This window comes from Polaribacter sp. YIW18 (genome assembly GCF_057219325.1).
The window spans coordinates 221,317-238,389 of record NZ_JBXVVE010000005.1 but is presented as its reverse complement, the minus strand read 5'-3'; the positions used below and the strand labels follow the sequence as shown (position 1 = coordinate 238,389).

Below are 17,073 nucleotides of genomic sequence, written 5' to 3'. Positions count from 1 at the left end.
TTAATTCGTTTTTGGTAATAATAAAATTAAAAAAGAAAAACAGGATAAAAAATAAACCTAAAAGCCCAGCCAATTTTAATAATAGAATTGGTGTAAAACTAGCTGTAAAAAACAAGGAAAAACAAGTAAATAAGAACAAGCAAACAAAAATGCCCATCAATACGATAAAATTGATTGGTTTAGATTTGCTTAAAAAATTGGCTAGCATTGTTTCTTTTGTTATTTTTGTAGCGTAAAGATAATTAAGTTATGATAGCAAGCAATATTTTTAGATGGATTGGTAGTTTATTTACTGATTTATTATTTCTTCCTTTTGAGTGGTTACGCATAAATATAGCAAACGCAGATTTAGGTTGGTGGATTTCTAATGCAGTAAACTGGGGTTTTTTAGTAGTGCTTTTAGTTTTATTTACATACTGGATGAAAGAGTCTAGAAGATTTGTAAAAGAAGGAACAGAAGACAGAGCTTAATTTTACACTTTGGGAAGTAAAAACAAATTAAAGCGTTTTAAAGAAAACGAAACGTTTCAAAATGTCATTCAGCCAACAAGAGAAGAAGTTGTAACTAACTTTTCTTACAAAGGCAAATGGCATTCTTTTTTTAAAAATAATAATCCTATTATTGTAGAGTTGGGTTGTGGTAAAGGCGAGTATACAATTGCCTTGGCTAGAAAAAACCCGAACATTAATTACATTGGTATAGATATTAAAGGTGCACGTTTTTGGCGTGGAGCAAAAACTGCTTTAGAAGAAAATTTACCCAATGTAGCATTTGTAAGAACACAAGTAGAGTTGGTAGATCTTATTTTTGCAGAAAATGAGGTTTCTGAAATCTGGATTACTTTTCCAGATCCGCAAATAAAATACAAGCGTACCAAACATAGAATGACCAATAGTAGCTTTTTAAAAAAATATCACAAAATTTTAAATAAACAAGGTGTTGTTAATTTAAAAACTGATAGCGAATTTATGCACGGGTATACTTTAGGTTTGTTGCATGGCGAAGGTCATGAAATTTTAAACGCAAACCATAATGTGTATAAAAATGGAGGGACACCAAATGAGGTTACAGAAACACAGACTTTTTACGAACATCAATATTTAGCTGTAGACAAGCCCATTACTTATATAAGGTTTAGGTTACAGTATTCTTAAAAGTAGTACTTTATCTTTCTTAATTTTACCTAAAATTTTCTATCTTCACTCTGTGGATAAAAACGATAATTTTTTTGAAAGAGTTTATAATGTAGTACGTTTAATACCTTTTGGTAAAGTTACAAGTTATGGTGCTATTGCAACTTATTTAGGTGCTGCACGCTCTGCTAGAATGGTAGGTTGGGCAATGAACAAAGCACACAATTTAGAAGATGTACCTGCACATAGAGTTGTAAATAGAAAAGGTTTGCTTACAGGAAAACATCATTTTGATGGCACCAATTTAATGCAACAATTGTTAGAAAATGAAGGTATTATTGTAATAGATAACCAAATACAAAACTTTGATAGTGTTTTTTGGAATCCTATAGATGAACTCTCTTAATTGTATCATTTCATGAAAAATACTTCTATAAAAATAATAACTAGAAAATTAAATTTACAAGAATGTTACAACTTTGTAACAGATAATTCTTGTGGTGGTATAGCTACATTTATAGGAACTGTTAGAAACGACACCAATGGAAAAGAAGTAGCAAAATTAGATTTTTCTACCTACAAGCCAATGGCCATAAAAGAAATGCAAAAAATTGCAGATTTGGCTTTAAAAAAATTCGATATTAAAAAAATTGCCATCCATCATGCAGAAGGTCTTTTGCAAATAGGAGATGTACCTGTAATTATAACAGTTTCGTCTAAACATAGAAAAGCAGCTTTTTTAGCTTGCGAGTTTGCCATAGACACATTAAAAGAAACTGTACCCATTTGGAAAAAAGAATACTTTTCTGATGGCGAAGTTTGGGTAAATGCACATCCGTAGTTTTAGTATTCAGTAATAAGTATTTAGTATTAAGATGTTCTTTGCATCAAACTTTCAAACTTGGAAGTGCTAAGATTTTTTCATTTTTCTTAACTCCTAACCGTTTTTCTACTCTGCAACCACAAATAAAATTGCAAACCAAATAACATTGCACCAGACAGTAAATGAACAGCTTGTGTACCTAAAGGGAATTCTGCGTAATACATTAAAATACCTGTTATAGATTCAATAAAAATTAGTGCTATAATCCAATTTACAATTTTGTATCCTAATTTTTTTGATTGATTGATGTAGAATAAACCAAAGTTTACCAATAAAATAGCAATAGTAAAAGACCTATGAAAGTAAAATTTAAAACTAGGATTCATTAAACTATAGTTTTTGTTTTCGAAACCATATAGTTTTATTTGTTCGTCTATAAATTGTCTTACTTGTGTACCCATTGCAATTTGTACTAGCGAAAAAATTACAGAGATAATAAGTAGTTTATTAAAAACTGAATTGTAAGGAAATTTCTTTTTTTCATCACTAATAATAAATTGTAAACCTAATAAAAGCGCAATAATAACTAAACCAACAACCATATGTATCGTAATTGTAGTGGGGTTTAAATTACTGTCTACTACTGTTTTTCCTAGCCAAGCTTCAAACAACATTAAAAAGAAAGCTGCAAAAGCTAAAAACGGAATACGCTTATCTTGTTTTCTTAATTTAAAAGCACTAAAAATCAAATACAGAAATACAAAACCTGCCAAAACAGAAACCAATCTATTGATGTATTCTGTCCAAGTATGATATTTGTTAAACACATTATAATCGTGTTTTGTGTAGGCTTGCCAATTATCTATATTAAAGTTGGTACTTGTTTTTATGGTTTTTTCTGCAACATATAAAGTTTCGTTTTTTATGATAATAAAACCTTCCTCATAGGTTGTATTGGGTTTCCAAGTTATTTGGTCTTCAGACGTTGGTGGTATTAAATATCCAAAGCATTTTGGCCAATCAGGACATCCCATTCCAGAACCTGTCATTCTTACAATAGCACCTGCTAAAAAAATTAAATAAACAGAAATTATAGCCGCTTTTACAATTTTAGGAAACCTGTTTTTCATTTTAAAAACTTTTTGCAAAGATACTTTAAAAACAAATTATGTAAAATCATTTTAGGCATCTTATAATTATGTATAAAAATTCTAAATAGTAATTTTTTTCTTAAAAAAAACGATTCTAAAAAAACATATTTAAGAATTTGAGCTATAGCAAGTAATAGAGTGTTTTTAGGGTTTTAATTAATTAAAAATCAACCCTTTGCAAATGTGTTAAATTTTTACAAATAATTCAAAATAGAGGGTTTTGTTAAAAACTTTAACCGATTTGTGAATAAGTATGACTTTCTTTTAATCTTAAAAATTACAATCTTTGTTAGATACTAAAACGAACATTAACTTAATACTAAATCATCGTGGAAATTACGCACATTATTAAAAGAGATTATCAAACAACACCCTTTGAATTAGAAAAAATAACAAATGCTATAGAAAAAGCGATGCAAAATGTCAATAATGGCACTAGAAGAGATGCTATAGCTATTTCTAATATTGTTAACGGGGCATTGTTAGAAAGAAAATTAAACGAACCTTTATACATACCAACGGTAGAGCAAGTCCAAGATATTGTAGAGGTAAAGTTAATGGATAGTCCTTTTAGAGATGTTGCAAAAGCGTACATTTTATATAGAGATGAACAAGCAAGAAGCAGAAAAACAAATATTTTTGAAAAACGCGTAAACTTAAAACCTTACGAGTATCCAAATTTATACGAATATGTAGATGCCATTAGACATTCTTATTGGATACATACAGAATTTAATTTTACTAGTGATATACAAGATTTTAAAGCACACCTTTCTGAAACAGAAAGACATGCTATTAAAAACACCATGTTAGCCATTTCTCAAATAGAAGTAGCTGTAAAATCTTTTTGGGGAGACATTTACAAAAAAATGCCAAAACCAGAAATAGGTTCAGTAGGCTCTACATTTGCAGAAAGTGAAGTTCGACACCATGATGCATATTCTCATTTATTAGAAATTTTAGGATTAAATAACGAGTTTAAAAACTTGAAAAAGAATCCTGTAATGATGCGTCGCGTAAATTATTTAGAGTTAGCATTAAAAAATTCTAAAAGTAAAGACAATAAAGAGTTCTCTGAATCTGTATTGTTATTTTCTTTATTTATAGAGCACGTTTCTTTATTCTCTCAGTTCTTAATTATTATGGCATTTAACAAACATAAAAATGCTTTAAAAGGTATTTCCAACGTAGTTGAAGCAACTTCTAAAGAAGAACAAATTCATGGAGATTTTGGTATTGACGTAATTAAAATTATAAAAGAAGAAAACCCAGATTGGTTTGATGAGGACTACACCCTAATGATACAAGAAATGTGCAACGAGGCATTTTTCGCAGAAAGTAAAATTATAGACTGGATTTTCGAAAAAGGAGAATTAGATTTCTTACCTAAAAATGTAATTAATGAATTTATTAAAAATAGATTCAACAAATCTTTAGAAAGTATTGGTGTACCAAAAATATTTGATATAGACGAAAAGTTGCTCTCAGAAACAGAGTGGTTTGACGATGAAATTATAGGAACGAAACACGGAGATTTCTTTGTAAAAAGATCTATTAACTACAGTAAAAGAACAAAAAGTATAACTAGCGACGATTTATTTTAAACCATGAACTTAGACACTAAACAAACACAGCAATCACAAACAGACCACGAAAAATTAATTGAGGCAAGAAACTCTTCTCGTAAAGAAATTCTTGATAAGATAAAAACGCCAGAATATACTTGGTTAACAGAAAATAGTCGCAAATTTTTAGAATCAGGTTATTTAACAGAAGGTGCAACACCAGAAAGTAGAATAAGAGAAATTGCAGAAAATGCAGAAAAAATTCTAAAAAAACCAGGTTTTGCAGACAAGTTCGAAAACTATATGGCAGAAGGTTTTTACTCTTTAGCTTCACCAGTTTGGTCTAACTTTGGTAAAAGAAGAGGTTTGCCAATTAGCTGTTTTGGGAGTCATGTAGCAGATGATATGGGAGATATTTTATTCTCGCAATCAGAAGTAGGTATGATGTCTAAATTAGGGGGTGGTACATCTGGTTACTTTGGTAAATTACGTCCTAGAGGTGCAGAAGTTAAAAATAATGGTTCGTCTTCTGGTTCTGTGCACATTATGCAATTGTTCGAAAAAATGGTAGATGTAGTAAGTCAAGGTTCTGTTAGAAGAGGTCGTTTTTCGCCATATTTACCAATCGATCATCCAGATATTAAAGAATTCTTAGAAATTGGTACAGAAGGAAACCCAATACAAGAGTTAACACATGGTGTAACTGTGGGAAGCCAATGGATGCAAGAAATGATTGATGGTGATGTAGAAAAAAGAAGCATTTGGGCTAAAGTATTACAATGTAGAGGAGAAATAGGATATCCATATATATTATTTAGAGACAACGCAAACAAGGGTACTGTAGACGTTTATAAAGACAAAAATTTAGAAATTTACGCAAGTAACCTGTGTACAGAAATTATGTTGCCTTCTAATGATGATTGGTCTTTCGTTTGCTGTTTATCATCTATCAACTTATTACATTATGATAAGTGGAAAGATACAGATGCTGTAGAAACACTAACCTATTTCTTAGACGCTGTAATGGAAGAATTCATTACAAAACTAGAAGTGTTTAAAGATTCAGAAAACAGAGACGATCAGTTCACGTTCCGTTTTATGGAAAAAGCGTATAATTTTGCGAAAGATAACAGAGCGTTAGGGCTAGGTGCTTTAGGATGGCACTCTTTATTACAATCAAAATTATTGCCTTTTGATAGCCAAGAAGCTTACAATTTAAACAACGAAATCTTTAAGGTAATCAAAGAGAAGTCGTATGCAGCTTCTGAAGCTATGGCAAAAGAATATGGAGAACCAGCAATTTTAAAAGGATATGGTAGACGAAACACCACATTAAATGCAATTGCACCAACAACGTCTTCTGCATTTATTTTAGGGCAAGTATCTCAAGGTATCGAGCCAATTTGGTCTAACATTTATGTAAAAGATATTGCAAAAATTAAGACCACGATTAAAAATCCAATTTTAGAAAGTGTTTTAGAAGAAAAAGGACAAAACACAACAGATGTGTGGAGAAGTATTAGAGATAATGATGGTTCTGTTCAACATTTAGAGTTTTTATCAGAATTTGAAAAAGACGTTTTTAAAACATACTCAGAAATAGATCAAAACGTAATTGTTTATCAAGCCGCAAACCGTCAAAATTATATAGATCAAGGGCAATCTATAAACATTATGGTGCATCCAGATATGCCAATTAAAGACGTAAATAAAGTATATGTAAACGCGTGGCAATTAGGTGTAAAATCTATGTATTACCAACACAGTATGAATGCCGCACAGAAATTCAAGCAAAAGAAAGAATGTGCTTCTTGTGAAGGGTAAGTATTTTTATAGTAAAAGTTCATAGAAAGAGAAGCAGCAATGTTTCTCTTTTTTTATGGATTATCATGCAAAAGCCAAATCAATTTAATAGATTTACAAACCATTTAGTAAAAAATAATGTAAGTATAGTATGAACTGGCAACAACTCCTTTCTTTAAAGCGATTTGGTGATACACAAGAACGACCAAGAATAGCACAAGACGAAACACGTTTGGGCTTTGATGTAGATTTTGATAGAATCATTTTTTCATCAGCATTTAGAAGTTTGCAAGACAAAACACAGGTAATACCTTTATCAGAAACCGACTTTGTACATACACGTTTAACTCATAGTTTAGAAGTTTCTGTGGTGGGTAGAACTTTAGGCAGAAGAGTAGGTAAGGTGTTGTTAGAACGTCATCCACAATTAAAAGAACTTGGCTATACCTTTAACGATTTTGGGGCCATTGTTGCAGCAGCTTCAGTAATGCACGATATTGGGAATCCGCCTTTTGGGCATTCAGGAGAAAAAGCCATTGGCGAATATTTTAAAACAGGAAAAGGATTACAATACAAAGCCCAATTAACGGCCAAAGAATATCAAGATTTAATCGATTTTGAAGGAAATGCAAACGGTTTTAAAATCCTTACAGAATCTAGAGAAGGTATCTCTGGTGGTTTACGATTAAGTTATGCTACTTTAGGAGCGTTTTTAAAGTACCCTAAAGAGAGTTTGCCTAAAAAACCTACCCATCATATTGTAGATAAAAAATACGGCGTTTTTCAATCGGAGACAGCTGTTTTTTTAGATGTGGTTCAAGAATTAGGAATGCAACAAAAATCTTCAGAAAACATTTCTTATTACAGACATCCATTAGCATATTTGGTAGAAGCTGCAGATGATATTTGTTACACCATTATAGATTTTGAAGATGGTATTAACTTGGGTTTAATAGAAGAAGAGTTTGCACTAGAATACATGATTAAGTTGGTAAAAGATACTATTGATATTAAGAAATATCATTCTTTACAACATAAAACAGACAGAATAAGTTATTTAAGAGCCTTAGCCATTGGAGTGCTAATTAATGAAGCTGTAGATATCTTTTTGGCCAATGAAGAATCCATTTTAAAAGGAACTTTTGAGAAATCTTTATTAGATAAATGTAAGTATGAGGCACAAATAAATGACATTATTAAAATAAGTATTGATAAAATTTACAAGAGTAAAGAAGTCATTGAAAAAGAAGTAGCAGGTTATAGAATTATTGCAGATTTATTAGATGTTTTTGTAACTGCATTAAACAATAAATACAATGGTAATGCCTCTAATTTTGATAGTTTGGTGCTAAATTTATTGCCAGAAGAATACAAATCAGAAACTAATAATTTATACCATAGAATTATGCAAGTTTGTAGTTATGTGTCAAGAATGTCAGATAGTTATGCTATTAGAACCCATAAAAAATTAACAGGTAATATTATTTAGATCTGACAATAATTACTAAATTTGATTGCATTTTAAATATATATTTATGAATAAAAAAATATTTTTATTTATTTTGGCAATAGTTGCCTTGGTAGCAGTACTTTTAACAAGTAACTCAGAAACAGATTTTGATAAGAAACAAAAAGAATATGCGGCTTATCTAACAAATCATCCTTACTCAAAAAGGAAAAATTTAACTCCTGATGAGTTAAAAGCAATTCCTAAAAAAGACCGTCCAGATTTAGCATTTGAGCAAGATTTTTTAAGAACAATAGACCCTAATACAAAAAAATTACATCAAGATAGATTAGTAAATGCTTTAAAGTATAGTGAAAAAATAAAAAAGCAAAGGTCTACGAGAAAAAGTGCTGTCACAGACTTTAACTGGGAATCTAGAGGTCCAAAACAAGTTGCTGGTAGAGTTAGAGCTATGATGTTTGACCCAAATGATACAGCAGATAAAAGAGTTTTTGCTGGTGGTGTCAGTGGTGGGATTTGGAAAAATGAAGATATAACTGATGAAAATTCACCATGGAGTATGGTGTATCCTGAAATGTCAAATTTTGCTATTTCTGCTATGGATTTTGATCCAGTTCAAACAAACACTTTTTATGCAGGTACAGGAGAAGGTTGGCGAAATGTAGATGCTGTAAATGGTGCAGGAATTTGGAAAACAACAGACGCTGGTGCTACATGGAGTAATTTAGCTTCCACAACTAATTTTGAATATGTTTATGATTTAATTGTTAGAGATGAAGGTGGTGAAATAGGTGTTATATATGCTGCAATGTTAGATTTAGATGGAACAGATTCAAATAGAACAGATTTATTTCGTTCTGTAGATGGTGGTTTAACATGGACAGTAGCTTCTGGAGAAAGAATTAGAGATTTAGAATTAGGTTCTGATAATAAAATTTGGGCAGGGACAGCCAATGGCTCTATTTTATCTTCTTCAAACGGTATAACTTGGGCTTCAAATTATAACTCTACACTTCTTTCATTAGGTAGAGTAGATATTGCAGTTTCTCAATCTAACCCTAGCTTTGTTTATGGTTTAATTTCAAGTGAAAACAAATTAGGAGAAGTTGTTAAAACAACTAACTCTGGAAATACATGGACTAATTTATCAGAGCCTTCAGACTCTGGAGATTCTACCATTCCAAATGATGACATAACAAGAGGACAAGCTTGGTATGATTTAATAATACAAGTAAATCCACTAGATGAGAATGAGGTTTATATAGGAGGAATTAATTTATATAAATCACTAGATGGAGGAAATTTTTGGTTTAAAGTTTCTTCTTGGAATTTAGATGTTGATAATTCTGTTAAATATGTTCATGCTGATCAACATAATATCCTTTTTAGACCAAATTCTGATGGAATTATTTTTTCAAGTGATGGTGGAATATCATATGCTCCGAAATCTGAAGAATTACCTTTTGGAGAACTAAGTAATAGAAATTTAAATTTTAATGTAACTCAATTTTATTCTGGTGCTATTGATCCAATTAATTTAAATGGATTTATTGGAGGTACTCAAGATAATGGAACTAACTATTTATTTGAAGAAGGTTTAAGTAACTCTTTAGAAGTATTAGGAGGAGATGGTGGTTTTAGTTTTATAGACCAAACAGCAGTTAACTCAAATAGAAGTATTTATTATATTGTTTCCACTCAAAGAAATAATTTTTATCTTTTAGATTATACTTTTTCAAACACATCTCCTAGAATAACGACACTTGTAGATAATAGAAATGCTAGTTTTATAAATCCAGCAGATTACGATTCTGAAAATAATGTTTTTTATTCCTATAATGAAGATAGCTCAATAACCAGAGCTAAATTAAGCCCAGACTTTGAAAATCAATCAAATATTTTAAGAGATACGATTAGCGTTCCATTTCTTTTTGATGTTGATGTTACTCATATTAAAGTTTCTAACTATAATCAATCCGATAGAAAAGTTTTTCTAGGTACTCAAGATGGTAGATTAATTGAAATAAAAACTGTTGATGATAGTTCTGATACAATAAATACTCCTTCAATAACAGGTTCAGTTTCTTGTGTAGAATTAGGTTCATCAGAAGACGAATTATTACTAACTTACTCAAATTACGGAGTAAAAAGTGTTTGGTACACAACAGATAGAGGCGAAAATTGGGTAGATGTAGAAGGGAATTTACCAGACATACCAGTAAGATGGTCTTTGTTTAATCCTTTAAATAGAAAACAAGTTCTATTAGCAACAGAAGCTGGTATTTGGAAAACAGAAGATATAACTGCAGATTCTGTTGTATGGGAACCTGCATCTGAAGGTATGGGTAATGTAAGAGTAGATATGTTACAATATAGAGCTTCAGATAATTTAGTGTTAGCAGCCACTCATGGTAGAGGAATGTTTACAACAAACTTTACAGATGGTACAGCTTCAATTGACGAAGTTGTGTCAAATACCAAAACTTTTACTGTATACCCATCCATTTCTAATGGTAACTTTACAGTATTTGCTAAAAGCACTTTAGGAAATGCTAAATTAGATGTTTTTGATATTTCAGGCAGACAGGTTTACACTGCTAAAATTAACTTTTCTGAGAACGAAAAACAATTAATTTCTTTAAATGTAACTAACGGAATTTATATTGTAAATCTTACAGATGAACAAGGAAAAAAATCTTCTAAAAAGATAGTTATTCAGTAATAAGAATATTAATTTACAAAAAAAGACGCTTTTAAGCGTCTTTTTTTATAAGTAAGAAGTTAAAGTGTTTTTTAAACTACAAGCATCTAAACCAACAGTTTGTTGTAAATTACAAACACTACCATGTTCTATAAAATTATCTGGTAAGCCTAATGTTTTAATATTATTATGGTAATTATTTTCTGCAGCAAATTCTAGTATTGCAGACCCAAAACCTCCTTTTACAACACCATCTTCTATAGTTACAATTGTTTTATAACTTGTAAATATTTCTTTTAAAAGATTTTGATCTAAAGGCTTTACAAATCGCATATCATATAAAGAAAACTCAGAAGAACTATCCATTAAATCAAAAGCATCAGTAATGTTTTTTAAGATGGTTCCAATAGATAAAACAGCAATTTCAGACCCTTTTTTTATTAATTTCCCTAAGCCAATTTCTATTTTCTCAAAAGGTTTTTGCCAATTGATGATATTTCCATATCCTCTAGGATATCTTATAGCAATAGGATTTTTTAAGCCCAATTGTGCAGTGTATAAAATATTTCGCAATTCAATTTCGTTACTTGGGGCAAATACAATTAAATTAGGTATGCAACGTAAGTAAGCAATGTCAAAAACTCCATGATGTGTAGCACCATCTTCTCCAACCAAACCAGCTCTGTCTAAACAAAAAACAACTGGTAAATTTTGTAAAGCTACATCATGTATTACTTGGTCATATGCACGTTGCAAAAATGTTGAGTAAATATTACAAAACGGAACCAATCCTTGAGTGGTCATACCTGCAGCTAAAGTAACCGCATGTTGTTCTGCAATACCAACATCAAAAGTTCTTTTTGGAAACTTATCAAACATTAACTTTAATGAACTTCCGGTTAACATAGCAGGTGTAATTCCAACAATTTTCTCGTTTTTTTCTGCTAATTCAACTATAGTTTTACCAAAAACATCTTGGTATTTCGTGTATGGGTTTATTTCTTTTTTTAGCCTTTCACCAGAAATTTTATCAAATTTTCCTGGTGCATGGTAAGTTACTTGATCTTCTTCTGCTTTTTCTAAACCTTTGCCTTTTTTGGTAATTACATGTAAAAATTTAGGGCCTTTTACAGATTTTAATCGTTTTAATTCCAATACTAATTTTTCTATGTCATGTCCGTCAATAGGACCAGAATAATTAAAATTTAAAGCCTTAATAATGTTGTTTTGTACTGCTAATCTTTTATCGGATTTTACTTTCGTTAAATATTCTTTTAAAGCTCCAACAGATGGGTCAATTCCTATAGCATTATCATTTAAGATAATTAAAATATTTGCTTTTGAAACACCAGCATGATTTAGAGCTTCAAATGCCATACCACTTGCAATAGATGCATCACCAATAACAGCAATATGTTGTTTTTCTTTGGCACCTTTTAAATTAGATGCAATTGCCATCCCTAAAACTGCAGAGATAGAAGTAGATGAGTGTCCAACTCCAAAAGCATCAAATTTACTTTCTTTTATAGATGGAAAACCTGCGATACCGCCAAACTGTCTATTGGTATCAAAAACATCTTTTCTTCCTGTAAGAATTTTATGTCCATAGGCTTGATGACCAACGTCCCAAACTAATAAATCATTAGGTGTGTCAAATAAATAATGCAACACAACAGTAAGTTCTACTACACCTAAACTTGCACCTAAATGACCTTCTTTTGTAGCAACAATATCAATAATATATTCGCGTAATTCTTTAGCCAATTGTGGTAATTGGCTAACCTCTAATTTTCTTAGATCTGTTACATTTGATATTTTTCCTAATAAATTCTTCATTCAATGACAAAAATACAACATCAATTTTTGTATTATTGAATTTTAGTATTCAAAAAAGAATGATACAGCCATTTGACGATATTTATTTTATGAAAAAAGCCTATCAAGAAGCAGAAAATGCTTTTGATAAAGGCGAAATACCTGTGGGTGCAATTATCGTTTTAAATAACCAAATAATTGCAAGAGCTTATAATTTAACAGAAACCTTAAATGATGTTACTGCACATGCAGAAATGCAAGCATTTACCGCAGCAGCAGATTTTTTAGGAGGTAAATATTTAAAAGATTGTACGTTGTATGTTACTTTAGAGCCTTGTCAAATGTGTGCAGGTGCAAGTTATTGGGCGCAAATTGGTAAAATAGTTTATGGTGCTTCTGAATTAGAAAGAGGTTTTAAAAACTTAAATACCAAATTACATCCAAAAACCAAAGTTATTGGTGGTATTTTAGAAAATGAGTGCTCTAAACTCTTAAAGCGTTTTTTTATTGAGAAACGTAATTTGAATTAATGATTTGTTAAAGTCTTATTTAAAAGTTTGTTATGTGATTGCTTTTAGTGAACTTAAGTTCTTAATTCAAACTTTCTTAATTACATTGGTTACAATGCCCCATATTAAAAAATCGTTTTCCTCTGTAATATTAATAATTGGATAATCAGGATTTTCTGGCTGTAACCAAACTTCATTTTTTTCTACACGCAATCTTTTTACGGTAAATTCGCCATCTAAATAACAAACAGCAATTTTGTTGTTTTCAGGTTGTAAACTTCTGTCTATAACTAACAAATCGTTGTCTTCTAAACCTGCATTAATCATAGATTGTCCTTTTACTTTTGCAAAAAATGTGGTGTTTTTGTTTTTTACCAATTCTTCGTCTAAAGAGACTCTGTCTTGTTCAAAATCTTCTGCAGGTATAGGAAAACCAGCAGAAATACCAGTATCAATAAATATAGCACCTTCTATAGAAGAGGGTTTTGGGGTAAAAAAAATAAGATTTTCCGATGTTTGCATAGAACTGCAAATTAAAACTTTTCTTTTAATTTTTATAAATTTTCATCTTTATTTTTAAGTAACTTTATCATAAGCATTTTTTAATTTTGCAATAACAATGGGTAATTCCTCTAAATTTAAATGGGCAAACCCAAAACGAATCGCACAAATTTCTTGGGTTTGATATAAAATGGTTTTCGGTAAAAATAAATTGTTTTTTTCGGCTTCAACAGCTAGTTTAATCAAAGGTATTTTTACTTTAAATTCTAACCAAAGTGCTAAACCTCCAGCAGGAACTGTCCAAGTTGCAATTTCAGAAAAATAAAGTTTTAAAAGTTGACACAAAGCATTTCGTCTTTGTTTGTAAATAACAATATTTTTTTTCATCAACCTGTAAATTTCTCCTTCATTTATCAGTTCTGATAGCATTTGTTCTTGTATCAAATCTCCTTGTTCATCTAATAAATACAAGTAATTTTCTGCCTCAGAAATAATGTTTTCTGGAGCAATTACAAACCCTGTTTGAAAACTTGGAAATAAAGATTGTCCTAATTTTCCCAAATAAATAATCATTCCATCTGCATCTGCACTAGCCATGGGTAGCATAGGCGCTCCATCAAACTGAAAATCGTAATCAAAATCATCTTCTATAATGGCAAATTCGTATTGTTTTGCCAATTTTACCAAAGCCAATTTACGTTTTGCACTTAGTGTTACTGTTTTTGGATAATCCCTTTGCGCACAAACATATACGCATCTAATTTGTCCTTTTACAAAGTTTTTTTTGATGAAATCCACATTCAAACCATCTTCATCAACTGGTACTGTTTTGATAGAAGCACCCACTTGCTGAAAAATCATGTTTGATGCGTAATTGCTTAAACTTCCTACTAAAACTACATCTTTTGGTTTTATTAAAAGTTGAGAAACAATGTACAAACTCATTTCTGTACTTCTGGTGCTTAAAATATTTTTTGGGTTGATGTAAAAACCTCTTGTGGCATTTAAATAATTACACAGTTGGGTTTGAAATATCGAATAAGTGCTTTCATTGGGTCTGTTCCATTTTTTGATTAATGTTTTACGTTTCATAGCAGCACTGTACCATCTTGTAAATTCGTTTACAGGGTGCAAACGTAAATCTGGTTTGCCATCATTAATACTGTAGGTTGCATTGGTAGTTTGTATGGTAGAGGCTAAATGAAATGATTTTTGAAAAGGAAATCCTGTTTTTTTTGCATACGAATAAGGATTATTTTTTTTGGATGAAATCGATTTTAAGTTTGTTTTTTTTAGCGCAGTTTCTATCACAAAAGTCCCTTTATTAGGGATAATTTCTACCCAAGCTTGTGAAGCCAATTCATCATAAATTGCCACAGCTGTATTTCTGTGAACTTTTAAAACTTTACTTAAAGCACGTGTTCCTGGTAACTTGGTTCCTTTTTTTAAAAAACCACGTTGAATAATATTTATAATCTGTTGTGCAACTTGAACGTAAATAGGTTGTGTCTCAGTAATATCAAATTTTAAATATTTTTCAAATAACTCAAAAACCGGACTATCATTCATTTTAAAACTGGACTATTTTTATCGTCCGGAAAGTTACGACTTTTGCAGTCTAATAAAAACATCATTTATGAAAATTAAGTTTAGCCTTATAGTTGTTTTTTTATTTTTTGCATTTCAATTAAATGCGCAAGAAAATATGATTAAATCAGATACTTTAAAAGAAGTTATAATTACATCTACCAGAATAGATTTACCTTTTAAAGAAAACTCTAGAACTATAAATATTTTTACAAAAGCAGCTATAAAAAATAGTGCAGCAACCAATGTTGCAGATTTATTACAACAAGTTGCAGGTGTAGATATTAGAAGAAGAGGTACAGCTGGTAGTCAAGCAGATTTGTATATTAGAGGTGGTGGTTTTGACCAAACTTTATTATTAATAGATGGTATTAAAATGGACGATGCACAAACTGGTCATCATACATTAAACGCAGCTTTACCTATTGAAGTTATAGAAAGAATTGAAGTTATAAAAGGACCAGCAGCAAGAGTTTTTGGACAAAATGCATTTACAGGTGCTATAAATATTGTTACTAAAAAGAAATTAAAAAGTATAGCTTCTGCAAATATAGAAGCAGGTTCTTTTGGGCAATTAAACGGTTCTTTAACTGTTGGAAAAGAGTTTGAAAACACATCGGTTATTGCACATGTTGGTGCTTTAACTTCAGATGGTTATCGTAATAATTCTGATTATAAAAATAATAATTACTTTATAAAAGCAATTGTCAACAAGAAAAAACAACCCATAGAAATTATTGGAACGTTTTTCGATAAAAAATTTGGTGCAGAAAATTTTTACACTACAAATCCTGCTTGGAACGAGTATGAAGAAACACAAAATAGTTTGTTAGGTGTTTCTACTACTTTTAGAACTGATAAATTTAAAATTATACCTAGAGTTTATTGGAGAAGAGGTCAAGATATTTTCTTGTTAAAAAGAAATGACCCAAGCTTTTTTAGGAATTTACACATTACCCATAAAATTGGTGTAGAAACCAATGTTTCTTATACTTCTAAATTAGGTGTAACTGGTTTTGGAATCGATATTTCTAAGTTTTCTATTAGTAGTAATAATTTAGGGGATAGAAATAGAACCATGGCGAATTTATTTTTAGAACATCGTTTTAAATTGGGTGATTATGTAGATGTTACACCTGGTATAGCTGTAAGTTATTTTTCAGATTTTGATGTAAATGCCTTTCCTGGTTTCGATTTAGGTGTAAAATTATCTGATAACGTAAAAGCTTATGGTAATGTAGGGTATACCTTTAGAGTACCTACGTATACAGATTTATATTACAGCGATCCAGCAACTTCTGGAAACCCAAATTTAGAACCAGAAAGTGCTTTTGCACAAGAAATCGGTTTGAAATATAATACAAACCGTTTTACAGGTTCTGTTGCTTTTTTTAATAGAGATTCAGACAATTTAATAGATTATATTAGGCCCAATACAGGAGTTAGCGTTTTTACAGCCGCAAATATTGCAGAAGTAAACACACAAGGTTTTGAAATTGAAGGAAATTACAATTTTAAATTAGTAGGCTACAACCAAACTTTAAATTTTGGATATACCTATTTAAATGACAATATTTTAGACCAAAATAAAGATTTGTCTCGTTATTCTTTAAATACATTAAAACATCAATTTATAACTCGTTTTTCTTCAAGATTGTTTAAAAATATGCGTCAGAATATTATTTATAAACATGCAGAAAGAACGGTTGGTACTAGCTATAATGTTTGGGATGCTTCTGTAATTATAGATTTTCATAAATTCAATTTTACAATAACTGCTAACAATATTTTTGATGCAGATTATATTGAGTCTGGTTTTGTGCCTATGCCACCAAGTAATGTTTTATTTGGTTTGCGCTACAATTTTTAAAAATAATTTCCCAACATATTTATTTTTATTAGGGACAATAGTCCCTTTTTTTAAAGCAGAAATTATTAATAATAGAATACGTTTTATAACAATTATTCCCAACCATCATTCTTATTTAGAGCGGTGGTTTTTTTGTTTATAAAGTC

At 30.4% G+C, this 17,073-nt stretch carries 14 protein-coding genes; 10 read left to right on the top strand and 4 right to left on the bottom strand.

Going from position 1 to position 17,073, the window contains the following annotated elements:
* The first annotated feature begins 249 nt into the window (after window positions 1–249).
* From AC2D6T_RS07495 to AC2D6T_RS07480, 4 genes are read left to right on the top strand one after another with little or no spacing between them, the layout of a single operon-like run.
* Window positions 250–471 (top strand): DUF6341 family protein, encoded by a 222-nt coding sequence (locus AC2D6T_RS07495; protein ID WP_298949414.1) that lies wholly within the window; start codon window positions 250–252, stop codon window positions 469–471.
* 9 nt (window positions 472–480) lie between these two features.
* Window positions 481–1,155, top strand: a complete 675-nt coding sequence (gene trmB, locus AC2D6T_RS07490; protein ID WP_298949416.1) for a tRNA (guanosine(46)-N7)-methyltransferase TrmB — start codon at window positions 481–483, stop codon at window positions 1,153–1,155.
* Between the two features lie 52 nt (window positions 1,156–1,207).
* Window positions 1,208–1,540, top strand: a complete 333-nt coding sequence (locus tag AC2D6T_RS07485) for an MGMT family protein (protein ID WP_347186751.1) — start codon at window positions 1,208–1,210, stop codon at window positions 1,538–1,540.
* 12 nt (window positions 1,541–1,552) lie between these two features.
* Window positions 1,553–1,975: a molybdenum cofactor biosynthesis protein MoaE gene (locus AC2D6T_RS07480; RefSeq protein ID WP_484681049.1), complete on the top strand. Its 423-nt coding sequence runs from the start codon at window positions 1,553–1,555 to the stop codon at window positions 1,973–1,975.
* Window positions 1,976–2,064: 89 nt separating this feature from the next.
* Here AC2D6T_RS07480 and AC2D6T_RS07475 read toward each other — a convergent pair whose 3' ends face one another.
* The gene (locus AC2D6T_RS07475) at window positions 2,065–3,087 is read right to left on the bottom strand and encodes a COX15/CtaA family protein (protein WP_347186753.1); all 1,023 of its coding nucleotides are present in this window, start codon (window positions 3,085–3,087) and stop codon (window positions 2,065–2,067) included.
* 350 nt (window positions 3,088–3,437) lie between these two features.
* Between AC2D6T_RS07475 and AC2D6T_RS07470 the strand changes: the two genes are divergently transcribed.
* The 4 genes from AC2D6T_RS07470 (at window position 3,438) to AC2D6T_RS07455 (ending at window position 10,666) form a co-directional block, all read left to right on the top strand.
* Window positions 3,438–4,712, top strand: a complete 1,275-nt coding sequence (locus AC2D6T_RS07470) for a ribonucleotide-diphosphate reductase subunit beta (RefSeq protein ID WP_438988733.1) — start codon at window positions 3,438–3,440, stop codon at window positions 4,710–4,712.
* 3 nt (window positions 4,713–4,715) lie between these two features.
* Entirely contained in the window at window positions 4,716–6,497 is a 1,782-nt protein-coding gene (locus AC2D6T_RS07465; RefSeq protein ID WP_347186754.1) for a ribonucleoside-diphosphate reductase subunit alpha, read from the top strand.
* 130 nt (window positions 6,498–6,627) lie between these two features.
* Window positions 6,628–7,965, top strand: coding sequence for a deoxyguanosinetriphosphate triphosphohydrolase (locus AC2D6T_RS07460; RefSeq protein WP_347186755.1), 1,338 nt, complete (start codon window positions 6,628–6,630; stop codon window positions 7,963–7,965).
* A gap of 46 nt (window positions 7,966–8,011) precedes the next feature.
* Entirely contained in the window at window positions 8,012–10,666 is a 2,655-nt protein-coding gene (locus tag AC2D6T_RS07455) for a T9SS type A sorting domain-containing protein (RefSeq protein ID WP_484681048.1), read from the top strand.
* A gap of 45 nt (window positions 10,667–10,711) precedes the next feature.
* On the opposite strand, the gene dxs is transcribed toward AC2D6T_RS07455, so the two are convergent.
* Window positions 10,712–12,481, bottom strand: coding sequence for a 1-deoxy-D-xylulose-5-phosphate synthase (gene dxs / locus AC2D6T_RS07450; protein ID WP_484681047.1), 1,770 nt, complete (start codon window positions 12,479–12,481; stop codon window positions 10,712–10,714).
* Between the two features lie 59 nt (window positions 12,482–12,540).
* Here dxs and AC2D6T_RS07445 point away from each other — a divergent pair, with 59 nt between their 5' ends.
* A complete protein-coding gene (locus AC2D6T_RS07445) occupies window positions 12,541–12,990 on the top strand; it encodes a nucleoside deaminase (protein ID WP_484681046.1) in 450 nt (149 codons plus the stop codon).
* Window positions 12,991–13,056: 66 nt separating this feature from the next.
* Here the strand turns inward: AC2D6T_RS07445 and AC2D6T_RS07440 are convergent, their stop codons facing one another.
* Window positions 13,057–13,491, bottom strand: a complete 435-nt coding sequence (locus AC2D6T_RS07440) for a LexA family protein (RefSeq protein ID WP_298949440.1) — start codon at window positions 13,489–13,491, stop codon at window positions 13,057–13,059.
* Window positions 13,492–13,545: 54 nt separating this feature from the next.
* Window positions 13,546–15,039 carry an aminotransferase-like domain-containing protein gene (locus tag AC2D6T_RS07435; RefSeq protein ID WP_484681045.1) on the bottom strand — a complete coding sequence of 498 codons (1,494 nt, stop codon included), beginning with the start codon at window positions 15,037–15,039 and terminating at the stop codon, window positions 13,546–13,548.
* A gap of 67 nt (window positions 15,040–15,106) precedes the next feature.
* On the opposite strand from AC2D6T_RS07435, the gene AC2D6T_RS07430 reads away from it, so the two are divergent.
* A complete protein-coding gene (locus AC2D6T_RS07430; RefSeq protein ID WP_484681044.1) occupies window positions 15,107–16,927 on the top strand; it encodes a TonB-dependent receptor plug domain-containing protein in 1,821 nt (606 codons plus the stop codon).
* Window positions 16,928–17,073: the final 146 nt, after the last annotated feature.

Bases quoted from the DNA above. Each gene is read 5' to 3' on its own strand.
- AC2D6T_RS07435 (WP_484681045.1), bottom strand. From the start codon at position 15,039: ATGAATGATAGTCCGGTTTTTGAGTTATTTGAAAAATATTTAAAATTT.
- AC2D6T_RS07455 (WP_484681048.1), top strand. From the start codon at position 8,012: ATGAATAAAAAAATATTTTTATTTATTTTGGCAATAGTTGCCTTGGTA.
- AC2D6T_RS07460 (WP_347186755.1), top strand. From the start codon at position 6,628: ATGAACTGGCAACAACTCCTTTCTTTAAAGCGATTTGGTGATACACAA.
- AC2D6T_RS07495 (WP_298949414.1), top strand. From the start codon at position 250: ATGATAGCAAGCAATATTTTTAGATGGATTGGTAGTTTATTTACTGAT.
- AC2D6T_RS07475 (WP_347186753.1), bottom strand. From the start codon at position 3,087: ATGAAAAACAGGTTTCCTAAAATTGTAAAAGCGGCTATAATTTCTGTT.
- AC2D6T_RS07430 (WP_484681044.1), top strand. From the start codon at position 15,107: ATGAAAATTAAGTTTAGCCTTATAGTTGTTTTTTTATTTTTTGCATTT.
- AC2D6T_RS07465 (WP_347186754.1), top strand. From the start codon at position 4,716: ATGAACTTAGACACTAAACAAACACAGCAATCACAAACAGACCACGAA.
- dxs (WP_484681047.1), bottom strand. From the start codon at position 12,481: ATGAAGAATTTATTAGGAAAAATATCAAATGTAACAGATCTAAGAAAA.
- AC2D6T_RS07440 (WP_298949440.1), bottom strand. From the start codon at position 13,491: ATGCAAACATCGGAAAATCTTATTTTTTTTACCCCAAAACCCTCTTCT.
- AC2D6T_RS07445 (WP_484681046.1), top strand. From the start codon at position 12,541: ATGATACAGCCATTTGACGATATTTATTTTATGAAAAAAGCCTATCAA.
- AC2D6T_RS07480 (WP_484681049.1), top strand. From the start codon at position 1,553: ATGAAAAATACTTCTATAAAAATAATAACTAGAAAATTAAATTTACAA.